Source organism: Pseudarthrobacter sp. IC2-21 (genome assembly GCF_034048115.1).
In the GTDB taxonomy this organism is placed as follows: Bacteria; Actinomycetota; Actinomycetes; order Actinomycetales; family Micrococcaceae; genus Arthrobacter; species Arthrobacter naphthalenicus.
In genome coordinates, this window is sequence record NZ_CP139145.1 from 257,892 (window position 1) to 273,457 (window position 15,566).

Here is a 15,566-nt window from a genome sequence, read left to right on the forward strand (position 1 = left end):
TTCTCCAAATATTGATGGTTAGACGAAAACTTATTGGGGGAAATCTAGATGTGCAGCAGGCTCGGCGCGGCGCCCAGCAGCTTCTTGGTGTAGTCGTTGGTGGGGCTGTCAAAGACCTGTGCGGCGCTGCCCTGTTCGACGATCTTGCCGAAGTACATGACGCAGATCCGGTCCGAGACGTAGCGGACGGTCTGGATATCGTGCGAGATGAACACCATGCCGAGGTTCAGCTGCGTCTTCAGGTCGGACAGCAGGTTCAGCACCTGGGCGCGGACGGAAACGTCCAGGGCCGAGGTGGGCTCGTCCGCCACGATGATGTCCGGATCCAGCGCCAGGGCGCGGGCGATTGCCACGCGCTGGCGCTGGCCGCCGGAAACCTGCGACGGCGTGACCTCAGCCGCGGACTGCGGCAGGCCGACGAGCGCCAGCAGGTCCTTGACCTTGGCCGCGCGGGTGGCCGCGGTGCCGATGCCATGGATCTGCAGCGGGTCCGTGAGGATGTCCTGGACGGTCATGCGCGGGTTCAGTGCCGTGGCCGGGTCCTGGAAGACCACGGACACGGAGCGGCCGAATTCCTTGCGCATGTGGGCGTTCCGCTTGATGGCGGGCTTGCCGTGGAAAAGGACCTCGCCCGACGTCGGCGTCTGCAGTCCCACCAGCACTGAGGCCAGGGTGGACTTGCCGCAGCCGGACTCACCCACGATGCCCACTGTTTCGCCGCGGCTGATGGTGAAGTCCACCCCGTCCACCGCTTTGACGATGTTGGGGCGGAAGAGCTTGCCGCCACGGGCGTGGTGGTAGACCTTGACGTCCTTGAGTTCGATGACCGGCTTGCCGGTGGATTCACTCACTTCGCGTCCTCCTTCAGGTGGCTTGCCCAGTAGTGGTCGGCATCGCCGCCGCCGGCGGATGACACCGCGGTGAGGACCAGCTGCTGGTTGGGGTCGGCGTCGGCCCGCAGCGAACGTGCCGCGAAACGGTCCCCCGGGGCGAAGTCCCGCGGGGACGGGACGGTGCCGGGAATCTGGTGCAGCCGGACGGCGTCGGCCTCGATGGAGAGGACAGCGCCCAGCAGGCCGCGCGTGTATTCGTGCTTGGGGTTCTGCAGCAGCTCCGAAGCCTGCGCGGATTCCACCACCTGGCCGGCGTACATCACCGTGATGCGGTGCGCCAGGGAGGCCACCAGGGCGAGGTCGTGGCTGACGAACACCATGGCGAAGCCGAGCTGTTCGCGCAGTTCATTGAGCAGATCCACCACCTGCTTCTGGACCGTGACGTCCAGGGCGGTGGTGGGCTCATCGGCCACCACGATCTTGGGCGAGCGGGACAGTGCCATGGCGATCAGGACGCGCTGGCGCTGGCCGCCGGAGAGCTCGTGCGGGTAGCTGGCGAGCGTCCGGACGGGATCGAGCTTGACCAGTTCCAGCAGCTCTGCGGGGGTCTTGCGGCCGCCGCGCCGGGTCAGCTGCAGCATCTGGTCCTTGATCTTCATGGACGGGTTCAGGGAGCTCAGGGCGTCCTGGTAGACCATGGCGATCTGCTCGCCGCGCAGGCCCTCGTAGGCCTTGACGCTGCTGTGCTTGGTGGCAGGGTCCAGCAGTTCCTTGCCGTCGAACTTAATGGACCCGGTAACTACCGCACTCTTCGGCAGCAGGCCCATGACCGCGAGGGAGGTGATGGACTTGCCGCAGCCGGATTCGCCCACCAGGCCCATCGTTTCGCCTTCGCGGACGGTGAAGGAGACGTTGTCCACGATCGCCGTCTCGCCGAACCGGCCAGGGAACCGGATGGACAGGTTCCTGACCTCCAGGACGTTGCGGGCATCCGCGGGGACCTGCGGAAGGCGGTCCGTACGGCGGCCCTCAATGGCTGCGAGGAGTTCCAGTTCCCTGTCCAGCAGCAGGTGCGGGTTTGCCGCGGCCAGCTTCGGATCGGAGAGGATGCCGGCCTCGGTGTAGTGCTCCTCGGTGAGGACGTCGCCGTGGGCGGCACGGACGCCGTCGAGCTCATGCTGCTCCACCACGGACGGCTGGGCCACGGACGTCGCCACTTCAGTGTCAACGACGACGGCGGCACCCACCGCCGCGCCGGCAACGGCGGCTGCCGTGCCGTCGTCGTCCTTTACCGCAGGTGCCTTGCGCAGCTTCGGGTTCACCATGGCATCGGTGAGGCCCTCGGCCAGGATGTTCAGGGACAGCACGGTGAGCAGGATGGTCACACCGGCGAAGGTGGTGGCCCACCAGCCGCCGGACAGGACCAGGTTGCGGCCGTAGGAGATCACGTTGCCCCAGGAGGGGGCGGGGTCCTGGACGCCGGCGCCGAGGAAGGACAGCGAGGCTTCGAGGATGATGGCGTCGGCCACCATGACGGTGGCGAACACCAGCACGGGCGCCGCGGTGTTGCGGACGATGTGCTTGAGCAGGATGTAGAAGCGGCCGGCACCGATCACCCGCTCGGCACGGACGTAGTCCTCGCCGTACTGGGAGAGCACGTTGGCGCGGACCACGCGGGCCAGCTGCGGGGTATAGATGATGGCGATCGCGATGATGATGGTGGGAACCGAGTTGCCGAACGCGGCCAGCAGCACTGCGGCCAGGGCGATGCCCGGGAACGCCATCAGGATGTCCATCAGGCGCATGATCAGTTCGTTCACGGCCTTGCTGGAGGTGGCGGCAAAGGAGCCCAGCAGCGCACCCGCCAGAATGGCCAGGATGACGGCGCCGAGGCCGATCATCAGCGAGGACTGTGAACCGTAAAGCAGGCGGGAGAAGATGTCGCGGCCCAGCCGGTCGGTGCCGAAGAAGTGCTCGGCGCCGGGCGGGGTGGCCGGGATGAAGGTTTCCAGCGGATCGTGCGGGGCGATGACCGGCGCGAAGACGGCTGCGAGGACGATCATGATGAGGAAGAGGAGGGCGATGCGGGAGCCCCAGGGCAGGGCCTTGAAGCGGACGCCCGGGGCACTCAGCCGTTCAGCGAGCTTGCTGCGCATGAGCTATACCGTCCTGATTCGGGGGTTGATGAGCAAGTACAGGAGGTCCACCACGATGTTCACCAGAACGAAGGTGACCGAGATGGTCAGCACCACGCCCTGGACCAGGTTGATGTCCAGGTTGGTGATGCCGTTGAGGATCAGCTGGCCCATGCCGGGCAGGGCGAAGATCATTTCAATGACGACGGCGCCGCCCAGCAGGTAGCCCACGCGCAGGCCCAGCACGGTCACCGGCGTGACCAGGGCGTTCCGCAGGACGTTCTTGGAGACCACCTCGCGGTAGGGAACGCCGTTGCCGATGGCGGTGCGGACGTAGTCGCGGTCCAGTTCCTCCACCATCGAGGTGCGGACCACTCGGATCAGCGAGGCCGAAACGGGGATGCCGAGTGCGAGGGCCGGCAGTGCCATGGAGTTCAGCCAGCCGCCGAAGCCGGATTCGGGCGTTGCGATGCCGCCCGAGGGGAACATCGGGTTGGCGCCCAGGGCGAACCACTGGATCAGCAGGATGCCCAGCCAGAACGACGGCGTGGCGATCGCGGCGATCGAGAAGACGCGGACCACCTGGTCCTGCCACTTGTCGCGGTAGAGGGCGCCGAGGATGCCGAAGGCCAGGGACACCACAATGGCGATGAGGACGCCGAGGAAGGTCAGCTGCAGCGTCAGGGGGAACGCGGAGCCGATCATGGAGGCCACCGACTTGGCCGGCGGGGTGGTGACGCCGAGGTCGAACCGCAGCAGCTTGCCGAGGAAGCCGAAGTACTGGATGACCAGCGGATCGTTCAGGCCGTTTTCCTGGCGGTACTGCTCCTTCGCCTCTTCAGAGGCGCCGTCGCCGAGGGCCGAGCTGGCCTGGTCGCCGGGAGCGGCCTGCAGGACAAGGAAGACGAGCAGGGTGATGCCCAGGATCATCAATGGCAGTGCTGCGAGTCTGCGGCCAAGCAGACGCAATATCGTGACCAATTTGTTCTCCGGTTTGTTTGAGTTGCTGCAGATCCAATGGTGCGAGGCCTGCTCTGCGTGTTTCCGGGGGATGGGGGCGCAGAACAGGCCTCGCGACGCAGGGCTGCTTAGGCGGTGCGTCCGACGTCGATGAACGACATTCCGGTGGTGGGCAGCGGCTTGAAGCCGTTGAGCTTCTTATCGTCCCAGGCGGAGGGCAGCTGGCGGTGGAAGATCGGGTACAGCGGAAGTTCCTCGGAGACGAGGTCCACGATTTCGCCGGTGATCTTCTTGGCATCCGCCCCGGCTGCCTGGGAGCCCTTGTTCATGAGTTCCTGCAGCTTTGCCCGCTCCGGGGCGGTCCAGTAGGCACGCTTTTCCATCCAGGTGGCGCCTGAGTAGAACCAGCTCAGGAGCAGGTCCGCATCGTTGCCGAAGACTGACGGGTCGCCCGGGGCAGCAACCACGGAGTAGTCGCCGGCACCGACACGGTCGGTGTAGAGGGCGCCGGACTGGATGCTCTTCACGGTGACCTTCACGCCCGGAATCTTGTTCCAGGATTCGAGGATCAGCGGAGCAACGTCCTTGACCCAGGCGGTGTCCGTGGTGAGCAGCTCGAACTCGAGGCTGCTGACGCCGGCTTCCTTGAGCAGGTCCTCGGCCTTCTTGGCGTCATAACCGTAGACGTTCTTGGCCTTGACGTAGTCCGGGTGGCCTTCCTGGAAGTAGGAGCTGGCCGGCTTGGCGTTGCCGAACAGGGCCTTCTTGATGATGGCGTCCTTGTCCAGGCCGTAATGCAGGGCCTGGCGGACCAGCTTGTTATTGAACGGGGCCTTGTTGCAGTTGAACATCAGGAACATGAGGCCGAAGGACTGCACGGACTCAACCTTGACCTTGGACTTCAGGCCGTCGATGTCCAGGTAGGGGACGTCCTCGATGGCCTGGACACGGCCGGACTGGACGGCGGTGACGCGGGCTGCGGCATCGGAGAGCAGGAGCCAGGTCATGCCCTTGGCCAGTGCCGGCTTGGGGCCGTTGTAGTCGGCGAATGCTTCGAAGACGATCTTGTCGTCCTTGACGGCGGAGACCAGCTTGTAGGGGCCGGTGCCCACGGGGGCGGCGTCGAAGGCTTTGAGGTCCGTGGCCAAGGCCTTGGGGACGACCTTGACCACGGAGATGCGGGGGCCGAAGCCGGGGAACGCGTACTTGAGGGTGAACTCGACCGTCTTGCCATCCACGGGCTTCACGTCCTGGATGAACGGAATGAACTGCGAGAACAGGGACTTGTTGGCCGGATCCATGACGCGGGTGAAGGAGAAGGCGACGTCTTCGGTGGTGACGGGGGCGCCGTTGTGGAACTTGGCGCCGTCGCGGAGGGTCACCTGGTAGGTGGTGTCGTTGACCTTCTTGGGGTCGGCTGCGGCGAGGGCGTTGTAGGGTTCGCGGGTGGCCGGGTGCAGTTCGATGAGGCCTTCGAAGATGTGCAGGTTGGCGGCCATGGGGGTGGCGCCGGAGGAGCTCAGCGGGTCGAATCCGGTGGAAAGGGCGTAGGAGATGCCCGCTTCGATGGTGAGGTCCTTGTTGACGGTGCCGGCGCTCGCGGAGCTGCCGGTGGTGGTGGCCGCCGGGCTGCCGCACGCGGCGACAGAAGCGGTGAAGGCCGCGGCAGCGCCCATGGCACCGGTCAGCTTGAGGAAGTTCCGGCGGCTGGCATCATTGACCAGCGGCAGGTTCGTTAGGGTGTTGTTCATGAGGGCCTCGCCATTCCAGAAGGTTTATCGGATGTAGGACGTCCGAGCTCGTAGGACGACTGTAAGTCGGATCACAGCCTTCCGTCAAGCGCCGCCCGCCCTCGCCTTCGTCCTCGCCTCCGCCCTCGCCTCCGCCCTCGCCTCCCCGGGGGGACGCTCTCACTTAATGTGGATTTTTCCCAAACGCTCTCTCACTTAACGCGGGTTTTGGGCGGACGCTCTCTCAGTCAGGCGCGCTGACGGCTCCCGTGCGGGTATCAAAAGTGAACGCACGACGGCGGCGCACGGTTGAAGTGCCCCGCTGGCCTTTCACCTCAAACACCACGTCCGCGCGGCCGCGTGCCACGTCCGCCGCCGTGACGGTGTAGCCGGGAGTGAAGTAGAGGACTTCCTCGCCGGCGCCGAGGTCCGTGGCCGGGAAGGCCTGTGAACCGGGGCCGGACAGCTGGACGCCGGTTACCGGCAGGTCCCCGTCGTTGCGCGCCCGGCCGGTGAAGGCGAGGATATCGCCGGCCTTATAGCCAGGGGTGACGGGTCCGTAGTTGAGGTACTGGGCTTCCCGGGTACCGATCACCTGCGCTGAGTCAGCTGTGTAGCCCTGGCCGATTTCCTTCCAGGTGTGCACACCCCATTCGCCTGCACCGGCGGGCATCACGTGGAACTCTCCGGCATTCTGCCAGACGGGCGGCCGGCCGGGGGTGATGGAGCGGAGAACCATGTCGAACTCGAAGCCGGCGTCGGCGTCCGGCCTGGCGGTTCCGATGTCAGGAGGCCCTGCTGTCAGCTGAACGGTGAGCTGTTCCGCTGGAACGGAAACGAACACAATCTCCCGGTACCCCTGCCGCTCATAAAGCACGCCGATGTTGCCGTCGGGAAGCCGGGTGGCCGTGGAGTAGGCCGAGCTGCCGGGACACAGCATCAGCTTGGCCGGCCAGCTGCGTCCGTTGTCGGGGGAGAGGCTGAGGACGGTATTCCGCCGCAACGCCGTGTCGTGGTTGTTTGTGGCCAGCAGCCACGCGTCGGTGACACCCGCGCTGAAGGCGGTCACCGAAGGCTGGCCGTCGAAGCGGACCAGTGAACCGTTGTCGCCAGGGTCCGGGAGGTCCTCAACCGGAACCAGCGCACTCCACGTGGCGCCGCCGTCGTCCGACGTCGCGGCCAGCCGTCGCGGGGTACCGCGGCTATGCAGCAAAAGGCGCCCGTCCGCGAGGGCGGCCACCTTGTTTTCGTTGGGACTGTCCCCGTGCGTCGCCGCGCCGATCAGCTCACCGAGAGTCCAGGTCTCGCCGTGGTCGTCACTGAACGCGGAGGCGGCCATGATCTCGCCGCCGGCCAGGACCACAAACTGCTGCACCAGGCGGCCGAGGAACGGCCCTGCGTGGATCTGGATGCCCTGCCCCGCTGCGGCAAAGATGCCGGTCATGGCCGGTTCGCCGGCCCGTGCAGGCGGCCGGAGTTTGAGCTGAGAGGTGATCCGGCGGTGCCGCCAGGTCAGTCCGTCGTCGTCGGAAAAACTCAGATCGCAGTGCTGGACCTGGTCATCCGGCACCATCCCGGCCGCCGCCTCGAAGAAGCCCGCGTGCGTTCCGGCGGCATGGAACATAAAGATCCGGCCGGTGTCCACGTCCACCAGGAGGCTCGGATCGCCGTAGCCGTTGAGCCCCACGCCGGTGCGCACCACCTGCTGGGATCCCCACGTGCGTCCGTTGTCCGTGCTGCGCCGCACCAGGAGGTCGATCGGGTTGGGCAGGTCGTCAAGATTGGGCCGCCCGTCGTAGGCCGCCAGCAGGGTGCCCTGCCGCGAGACGGCAAGGGCGGGAATCCTGTACTGGCGGTAGCCGTCCGTGCCCCGGACTGCGAGGACATGCTCGACGGCGGGCACGGCAGCCATCGTCGGGCGCAGGTGGGATGTCATATCTCGATGCTAGGCGAAGGGCAACAAACCCGCGTGTGGAAGCCGCTTCTCTGGCAGAGTATGACCATGCTCACTGTAATTGGCGAGGGCCTTGTTGATGTTGTCCAGCGCGCCTCCGGAACCGAGGCCCATGTGGGCGGCAGTCCGCTCAACGTCGCAGTGGGGCTGGCCCGGCTGGACCACCCGGTGCAGTTCATCGGGCGCTACGGCCGTGACGCCTACGGGGACTCCCTTGCCGCCCACCTGCGCGCGAGTTCCGTGATGCTGCCGCAGGGACCGGACGACTTGCCGACCAGCGTGGCCACCGCAGTGATTAACGACGACGGCGCCGCCACCTATACCTTCGACCTCGCCTGGGAACTTCCCGGCCTCGCGGACCGCCTCGCGTTTATTCTGCAGGGCACCACTTTGCTGCACACGGGCTCCATCGCCACGATGCTGGCGCCGGGCGCCGCAGCGGTGCTGGCCGCCGTCGAACACGCACACCCCTCTGCCACTATCAGCTTCGATCCCAACTGCAGGCCGAGCATCATCACCGACGTGGACTACGCACGGCAGCAGGCGGAAAAGTTTGCATCCCTGGCGGATGTTGTGAAGGCTTCCGACGAGGACCTGGCGTGGCTGTATCCGGGCGTCGATGTGCTGGAATCCGCCCGGCGCTGGCTGGCCCTCGGCCGCGAGGAAGGGCCGGCGATGGTGGTGGTCACCCGCGGTGCGGCCGGTCCGTGGGGGATTACCGCTGCGGGTGAGGTGGAATGCCCCGCACCGGAAGTGGAGGTGGCTGACACCGTCGGCGCGGGGGACTCCTTTATGGCCGCGCTGCTCTCCGGGATCGTTGACCGCGGCCTGGACGGCGCACAGAACCGCGAAGACCTCCGCGGGCTTCCGGCCGAGGGCCTTGCTGCACTCCTGGCTCATGCCTCCCGCGCTGCCGCGGTCACCGTCTCCCGGCCCGGCGCGAACCCGCCCACCCGGTCGGAACTGAACGGCGTCCCGGAGGAGTAGGCGGGTCAGGGAAAACTGGCCTAGGCGTCAGATACGGCGGAGCTCACCGCCGCCGGGCTGTCGTACTCTTTGTCTGCAATCTTCTGCAGGGCGTCCAGGACATTGCCGTCTGCGCCCGAGTCTTTGGCATGCGAGACCAGGGTGTCCTTCGTTGCCGGGTAGTCCACGCCGCCAAGGAACTTCTGGATCTGGATCGGGTTTGGTGTGTCTGCCATTGCATTACCTTTCGGGGGTTAATTGCGCTGATTTTTCTTCCACCGCGTCACGCAGCACCAAATCGAAGGCTTCGACCCGGCGATCCGTGACGGTGCTGGGCGATTCCAGATGGACCGCCCCTGCCGGCAGGATTCCCGCAGCGCCGTGTTTTTCCATTACCCGCCACTGAGCCACGACGTCTTCGCCGCAATGCTCGGGCGGAAGCTGCGTCCAGAACCGGAATCCGCCGGCGTCCTCCAGGGCCTGGCGGCGATACATCGTGCAACCGCCCAGCCAGGCCACCTTGTAGGGAATCCACTGGCCCGGCTCCAGCTCGAGGTCGGCGCTGAGGTGGCTGAGGTTGGCAGCGCTGTGCAGGGTCCAGCGCCGGAATGCTGCATCGCCGGGCCTGATCCGTTCGGGTGTCACTGCCCCCTCCCACGGCGTGAAAACATTTGTTTGTTCGGGACGCCGGTCGTCCAGGTAGGAGAGTCCCTGGGGTGCCATGCCCACAAAGCCGCAGCGGAGCTGATCCAGCGCACGGCTCATGCGTTGCAGGGCCCCGGGTTCCAGCCAGACGTCGTCGTCCAGGAAAAGCGCCTTCTCTGCATGAGCCTTTTCCAGGAGGAACTGGCGGTGTTCGGCCAGGCCCCTGCGGGGCAGGTGCCGGTGCAGTTCAATCGGCGTGCCCTGTGCGGCCAGCACACGCAGCATGGCAGCCACCGTGGCGTGGTTCCAGACCTGAACGCCGTCCGACTGGTCGCTGAGGACCAGGCGGAATACCGGGGCCTCCTGCGCGGCAAGGCCCGCCAGTGTGACAGTGAGTTCGGCGGGCCTGTTGCAGGTGGGGATAAGGACATCCACGGCCGGGTCGGCGCTGGGCTGCCCGGACGCCCAATGCACTGAAGTGTGGCGATTCAAAGCTGCCGCCTTCGGTTAGGGGACACTTTGTACGGGTGTATTGTCTGGCGTACCCCGTAGGGGTCCGCTCTAAACGCCGCTGCGCCAGCAGGACGCCCGCGGGCTTTAAGTCAGCCGGCCGCCATCGGTTGGCCGAGGCAAATGCACGAGGACAGGAGACTGACGTGGCCAGGACGACGACGCTGAGCGAGACCACGGTGGAGGCGGTAATGGCCGAGCTGGCTGCACTTGAGGACCCCCGGGCCCGCGAGGTCAACGCGCGGCACGGCGACGATCACGGAGTGAACCTCAGCAAGCTGCGGGCGGTAGCCAAGCGGCTGAAGGTCCAGCAGGACCTCGCACTCCAACTGTGGGCGACCGGGGACACCGCGGCGCGGCTGTTGGCCCTGCTGATCTGCCGCCCGAAGGCATTCGATGCGGCCGAACTGGACCTCATGCTGCGCGGGGCCCGCACCCCCAAGGTGCAGGACTGGCTGGTGAACTATGTGGTGAAGAAGAGCCCGCACGCCGAGGCCCTTCGCCTCCTCTGGTTCGCCGACCCGGATCCGGTGGTGGCGAGTGCCGGCTGGGCCCTGACAACAGAACGCGTGGCGAAAGAGCCGGAGGGCCTTGACCTCCCGGGGCTCCTGGACGTCATCGAAGCGGAGATGCAGTCCGCGCCGGAGCGCCTGCAGTGGGCCATGAACCACTGCCTGGCCCAGATCGGCATTGAACACGCCGGGCACCGGGCCCGCGCGCTGGACATCGGGGAGCGGTTGGAAGTGCTCAAGGACTACCCGACGCCAGCGAACTGCACCTCGCCGTACGCGCCCATCTGGATCGCGGAGATGGTCAAGCGGCGGCAGCAGTAGTCCGAGGACATCGAGCGGCGACGTCTCGGCGCTAAGCGAGGCACTTAGCGCCGAGACCTCGCCACTCGACGGGCGTGGGCTCCGAGGAAACGTGGGCTCCAAGGAAACGTGGGCTCCGCCGCCCAGAACGCCCCACGTAGACTGGCTGTATGCGGCTGGTAGCAAGTGATATTGACGGGACCATTCTTGGGCACGACGGAAAAATCAGCGACCGCACCGTCCGTGCCTTCCACGCCTGCCGGGAGGCCGGCGTCGAACTGGTTTTTGTTACCGGCCGGCCGCCGCGCTGGCTGCACCCGCTGCAGGATCAGCTGGGCCACACCGGCACGGTGATCTGCTCCAACGGCGCCGTGGTCTGGGACCTTGAGGCCGACCGGCTGGTCTCCGCCCGGACCCTCAGCCTTGACGCGGTCCGGGAAACCCGCCAGATTATCAAGTCCCTGCGTCCGGCCGCGCTGTTCGCGGCCGAGACCCTCACCGGGTTCCATCTGGAGCCGGGCTTCATCGAGAACGGCTCCAGCGAGTTGCTGGCCGAATTCACCCCCGCCGCGCTGGCGGAAACGCTCACCGCGGACGACGCCGTCGTGAAGTTCCTCGCGATCGTCAGGGAGGGCACTCCGGACGATTTCCTCGCTGAAGTCCGTCCCGCCGTCGCGCACCTCGCGTACGCAACGCACTCAGCTCCCAGCGTGGCCATGCTGGAACTGTGCCTTCCCGGCGTCAACAAGGCGGTCACCCTGGCCGAGTACGCCAGGTCCCTCTCGATCGACGCCGCGGACGTGGTGGCGTTCGGCGACATGCCCAACGACGTGGAGATGCTGCGCTGGGCGGGCAGCGGATACGGGATGGCCAGCGGCCACCCGGATGCCATCCGCGCGGCCGGGCAGCAGGCACCCCACTTTGACGACGACGGCGTGGCCCAGGTTCTGGAGGCCAGGCTCGCGGAGTTGGGTGTACAGCGCACCTGACCGCTGCCATGGCCCTTTTCACAGCTACCGCTCACCTCACGTTAACTTTCGCCGCCTAACGTTGGCGTGGACAAGCATCCACAGCTTGAGGGGAACGTCATGGCAAGGAACGGCAATCAACGCAGGCACGAAGCGGCAATCCGCCCGGCAGAGCCTGCCGCGCACTGGAAGGCGCTGAAGGAAGGCGACCGTGTGCGCATCCTCATCACTCCCGGATACGAAACCGGCGGGTTCGTCGATGCCATCACCTCGGACTGCACCTCTGTGTGGGTGAACCTCGACGGCGGGCTGGGGCGCACGATGCTCCACTGCAGCGATGACGTGGAGATCGTGCCGCAGGGCGCCTAGCGGCCAGGTTCCGGTACGCTCGCAGCGTGACCGAGCGGTACTTTGACCCATCCGGTGGTGCCTCGCGCCCGCAGCCCCCTATCGCCATGGCCCACCGCGGCTTCTCCCGGGAGGGGCTCGAAAACACGATGGCCGCCTTCCGCGCCGCGGTGGAACTCGGGTGCAGGTACGTCGAAACCGACGTCCACACCACGTCCGACGGCGTGCTGCTGCTTTTCCACGACGACACCTTGGACCGGGTCACTGACGGCCAGGGGCGGATCTCGGAACTGACCGCCGCGGACGTTGCCGCCGCCAGGATCGGCGGGTCCGAACCGGTCCCGCTGTTCGATGAACTCTTCACGGCGTACCCGGACGTGCGCGTGAATCTGGACATCAAGGACTGGGCCTCCGTGCGTACCCTGGCCGCCGGCATTGAACGTCACGGCGCCCATGACCGTGTCCTGGTGGCCAGCTTTTCAGACCGCCGACGCCGGGCGGTGCTGAAGCTGCTGAGCCGGCCGGTTGCGTCCTCTGCGGGGGTGGTGACGAACGGGCTGTTTGTTCTTCTTGGCCCTGTTCTCCCGGTCCCGGTGCTTCGCCTGGTGCTCCGGGGCCCGCTCCGCGACGTTCAGGCGCTGCAGGTTCCGGTGCGGCAGGGCGCGATCCGGGTGGTGACACGGGGTTTCATCCGCCGCGCGCACGCGCTCGGCCTCGCGGTCCACGTCTGGACCATCAACGATCCCGCCGAGATGCGCCGGCTGCTGGACCTCGGCGTGGACGGGATCGTGACGGACCGGGCAGACCTGCTGAGGCAGGTGCTTCTGGAACGGAACGAGTGGCCCGGCTGAAGTTCCGCCGCGATGCCGGGCCCACGCCGGGACGTCAGCCGCCTGCGGTGCTGCGTTGAGGGCTCCGGTGCCGCCTACTGACGCCGGTCGGCGCCGCCGGGACCCGGGAAGCGGCCGGACTCGGCCGTCAGGAACCGGAGCTCGTCAGGGTCGAGCGGTGCATTCCAGGCAGCCCAATCCTTGGGCCGTACTGAGGGCCTGCCCAGAAGGTAGCCCTGCCCGGCACTAAAGCCCAGCTCGGCCAGGACGGTGAGTTCCTCGGCGGTTTCCACGCCTTCGGCGACCACGACGCTTCCGATCCGGGTGGCAAATTCAATCATGCAGGCGGCAACCGCATGCTGCGTGGGATCCTGGTCAACGCCGCTGATCACGCTTCGTCCCAGCTTGATGAAGTCGGGCCGCAAATGCAGCATCCGGCTCAGTGTGCCGGCACTGGAGTGTGAGTCATCGATGGCAATTCTCAGTCCGCGTTCCCGCAGCGGAGTTATTGCGGCAATGAAATCCGAGTATTGCTCGTCCGGAATGCCGTCGGTCAATTCGAGGACTATTCGTTCAATCGGCAACTCAATGTGGTCAAACAATTCCGGCAGGCGCGGATCAAGGCAGGATGCCGGCGAGATGTTCATCGCCACATAAAGATGCTGGGGAAGGTTCGCGGCGGCCAGTGCCGCGGAACCCAGCGCCGAGAATTCCAGGTTGGCGCCCAAACCAACCGCAGCAGCTTCGGCAAACCAGAGTTCCGCGCCGGCTCCGTCGTCACTGACAAAGCGGGACAGCGCCTCGACACCCACCACGCTCTTGGAATCCAGTCCGTAAATGGGCTGGAACGCGGTCATCAGCATCTGCTTCTCCAGCAAGGCGCTAATTCTGGAGAGGCTCCGCAGCGAATCCATCCGTTCCGCGAGATGCGGAGGTACGGAATTGAGTGGTTGATGGGCGCTGGGCGTACCCGTGGCGCGTTCCTGCGCTGCGTCCAGCTGCCGGCGTTCCAGCAGGTATTCGAGCAGGGCCCGTTCCGGTACGCCGGGGTTTTCCCCCAGGCGGTCGCTGAGGTGCTGGCGGATGGCCGCACCAGCAGGATCAGGATCCGCTAATACTGCAGCGATAACTCCCCATGCTTGCACGCGAACTGTCATTATCGACGCCCCCAGTTGACGAAGTAATGCCTCAGTGGCCGTTCTATTTTCAAATTTCCTGGCGCTTTCCGAAAATCCGATGCTTCCGATTTGGCCGATCTCCTGACCTGGAAGAATCGGATACCGCAACTAGATCGTATATCGGGAGGGGCGAAAAGCGCAGCCCCTGAAATGCCTAAGCGCTATGAGTTTGTGCGGGAGTTCCGGCCAGAAGGCCAGGGACTTGTTCGGGCGGAACGGGTTTGCTGAAATAGTAGCCCTGCGCACTGAGGCAGCCCAGGTTCCGCAGGTGTTCAGCCTGCTCCGCGGTTTCCACACCTTCCCAAACGGCTTCCAGTCCGCAGGCCCGCACCAACTGCAGGACGGCAGCCACCAGGGGAGGCTGGCTGGGATCGGTACCAAGCCCTTCGATCAGCGACCGGTCCACCTTGACACGGTCCACCGGGAGGCGGCGCAGGTAGCTGATGGATGAGTAGCCGGTCCCGAAGTCGTCAATCTCAATTCCCACTCCAAGCCCACGCAGCCCGCCCAGGGAGTACCGGTCCAGTTCGTTGCCCCTGACGATCGCCACTTCCGTGAGTTCGAGGACAACCTGCTCCGGCCGCACCCCTGTTTCCTTGAGCACCCCGCGGACATCTTCGATGAACTGGAGGCTTTGCAGGTCGGTGGCGGAAATGTTGATCCGCACGGAGAAGGAACTGTCCACCAGCGCATCGTCAACCCAGCGGCGGAGCTGGTTCACCGCCGTTGTGAGGACCCAGAGGCCTAGCTCGGAGATCAGGCCGGCGTCTTCGGCGAGGGGGATGAATTCGTCCGGCATGATGAGCCCCCGGGTGGGGTGCTGCCAGCGGACCAGGGCTTCCACCCCTTCAATCCGGCCTGTGTCCAGCTCAACCACGGGCTGGTAATGCAGCACCAGTCCTTCACCTTTCACGGCGGTCCGGAGGTCATCGAGGAGTTGGCTGCGGAGCCTGCGAACTAGCAGCAGGCCAGGCTCGAACACGTGGAGCCGGTTCTGGCCCTCGGCCTTCGAGGCGTACATTGCCACGTCAGCCTCCATCAGCAGGTCCTCCGGCGACCGCCCGGGTTCCCCGGCGCTGAGCCCGATGCTGGCACCGCAGCGTATGGTCCGGTCGGGCAGCTCGATCGGTTCCTTAAGGGCGGCCAGGATGCGTTGACCGACGACGACGGCCTGGTCGGTGCCCGTGGCAGGCATGACAATCGCGAACTCGTCCCCGCCGAGGCGGGCCACCACGTCAGTGCGCCGGACAGCGCCGCGGATACGCCGTGCGACCGTGGTCAGCACCTGGTCCCCGGCGGCGTGGCCCAGGCTGTCGTTGATGGACTTGAAGGCGTCCAGGTCCAGGAGCAGGATCACGGGCTGGGCGGCGCCGGTTTGGTCTTGGGCGGACTTCAGCGCAGCAAGGAGCGCGGACCGGTTGGCGAGGCCGGTAAGAGGGTCCTGCATGGCCATCTGCTGCATTTCGCGATGGGCCTCGTGGAGGCGCTGGGTGCGGTCCTCCACGCGCTGTTCCAGTTCCTCATAAATGATCTGCAGGTCCTCAGCCAGGAGGTTGGTGCCCATGATGATGGCGTCGAGTTCGTCGCGCGCGGGCGAGACTTCTATCCGTGACTGGAGGTCTCCCGAGGCAAGCCGGACAATTCCCTCCAACAATTGGGACAGTCTGGGGTCATCATCGGCGAACAACGGGACCTCC

The 15,566-nt window shown here is 66.1% G+C and carries 14 protein-coding genes; 5 read left to right on the top strand and 9 right to left on the bottom strand.

Annotated elements, in window-relative coordinates; translation table 11 throughout:
* Positions 1-44 precede the first annotated feature (44 nt).
* The 5 genes from SBP01_RS01150 to SBP01_RS01170 all read right to left on the bottom strand — a co-directional run bounded on the left by SBP01_RS01150 (position 45) and on the right by SBP01_RS01170 (position 7,594).
* Positions 45-851 (bottom strand): ABC transporter ATP-binding protein, encoded by an 807-nt coding sequence (locus SBP01_RS01150; RefSeq protein ID WP_275213796.1) that lies wholly within the window; start codon positions 849-851, stop codon positions 45-47.
* Entirely contained in the window at positions 848-2,989 is a 2,142-nt protein-coding gene (locus SBP01_RS01155; protein WP_320537212.1) for a dipeptide/oligopeptide/nickel ABC transporter permease/ATP-binding protein, read from the bottom strand. The genes SBP01_RS01150 and SBP01_RS01155 overlap by 4 nt, the downstream gene beginning before the upstream one ends.
* A 3-nt stretch (positions 2,990-2,992) precedes the next feature.
* Positions 2,993-3,898, bottom strand: a complete 906-nt coding sequence (locus SBP01_RS01160; protein WP_320538395.1) for an ABC transporter permease — start codon at positions 3,896-3,898, stop codon at positions 2,993-2,995.
* A gap of 158 nt (positions 3,899-4,056) precedes the next feature.
* The gene (locus tag SBP01_RS01165) at positions 4,057-5,679 is read right to left on the bottom strand and encodes an ABC transporter substrate-binding protein (protein WP_320537213.1); all 1,623 of its coding nucleotides are present in this window, start codon (positions 5,677-5,679) and stop codon (positions 4,057-4,059) included.
* 223 nt (positions 5,680-5,902) lie between these two features.
* Positions 5,903-7,594, bottom strand: coding sequence for a sialidase family protein (locus SBP01_RS01170; RefSeq protein ID WP_320537214.1), 1,692 nt, complete (start codon positions 7,592-7,594; stop codon positions 5,903-5,905).
* Between the two features lie 66 nt (positions 7,595-7,660).
* On the opposite strand from SBP01_RS01170, the gene SBP01_RS01175 reads away from it, so the two are divergent.
* Positions 7,661-8,599, top strand: a complete 939-nt coding sequence (locus tag SBP01_RS01175; RefSeq protein WP_320537215.1) for a carbohydrate kinase — start codon at positions 7,661-7,663, stop codon at positions 8,597-8,599.
* A gap of 20 nt (positions 8,600-8,619) precedes the next feature.
* Here SBP01_RS01175 and SBP01_RS01180 read toward each other — a convergent pair whose 3' ends face one another.
* Positions 8,620-8,814, bottom strand: coding sequence for a DUF2795 domain-containing protein (locus SBP01_RS01180; protein ID WP_275213803.1), 195 nt, complete (start codon positions 8,812-8,814; stop codon positions 8,620-8,622).
* A gap of 4 nt (positions 8,815-8,818) precedes the next feature.
* On the bottom strand, positions 8,819-9,715 hold the full coding sequence (locus SBP01_RS01185) for a glycosyltransferase family 2 protein (protein ID WP_275213805.1): 897 nt from the start codon (positions 9,713-9,715) through the stop codon (positions 8,819-8,821).
* Between the two features lie 209 nt (positions 9,716-9,924).
* On the opposite strand from SBP01_RS01185, the gene SBP01_RS01190 reads away from it, so the two are divergent.
* The 4 genes from SBP01_RS01190 to SBP01_RS01205 all read left to right on the top strand — a co-directional run bounded on the left by SBP01_RS01190 (position 9,925) and on the right by SBP01_RS01205 (position 12,712).
* Entirely contained in the window at positions 9,925-10,566 is a 642-nt protein-coding gene (locus SBP01_RS01190) for a DNA alkylation repair protein (RefSeq protein WP_320538396.1), read from the top strand.
* Positions 10,567-10,715: 149 nt separating this feature from the next.
* The gene (locus SBP01_RS01195) at positions 10,716-11,534 is read left to right on the top strand and encodes an HAD family hydrolase (protein WP_320537216.1); all 819 of its coding nucleotides are present in this window, start codon (positions 10,716-10,718) and stop codon (positions 11,532-11,534) included.
* 99 nt (positions 11,535-11,633) lie between these two features.
* Positions 11,634-11,882: a hypothetical protein gene (locus tag SBP01_RS01200; RefSeq protein ID WP_275213807.1), complete on the top strand. Its 249-nt coding sequence runs from the start codon at positions 11,634-11,636 to the stop codon at positions 11,880-11,882.
* Between the two features lie 86 nt (positions 11,883-11,968).
* Positions 11,969-12,712: a glycerophosphodiester phosphodiesterase gene (locus SBP01_RS01205; RefSeq protein ID WP_320538397.1), complete on the top strand. Its 744-nt coding sequence runs from the start codon at positions 11,969-11,971 to the stop codon at positions 12,710-12,712.
* A 74-nt stretch (positions 12,713-12,786) separates the two neighbouring features.
* On the opposite strand, the gene SBP01_RS01210 is transcribed toward SBP01_RS01205, so the two are convergent.
* Together SBP01_RS01210 and SBP01_RS01215 are read right to left on the bottom strand one after the other, a co-directional pair.
* Positions 12,787-13,836, bottom strand: coding sequence for an EAL domain-containing protein (locus SBP01_RS01210; protein WP_320537217.1), 1,050 nt, complete (start codon positions 13,834-13,836; stop codon positions 12,787-12,789).
* Between the two features lie 187 nt (positions 13,837-14,023).
* Positions 14,024-15,556, bottom strand: coding sequence for a putative bifunctional diguanylate cyclase/phosphodiesterase (locus SBP01_RS01215; RefSeq protein WP_320537218.1), 1,533 nt, complete (start codon positions 15,554-15,556; stop codon positions 14,024-14,026).
* Positions 15,557-15,566 lie beyond the last annotated feature (10 nt).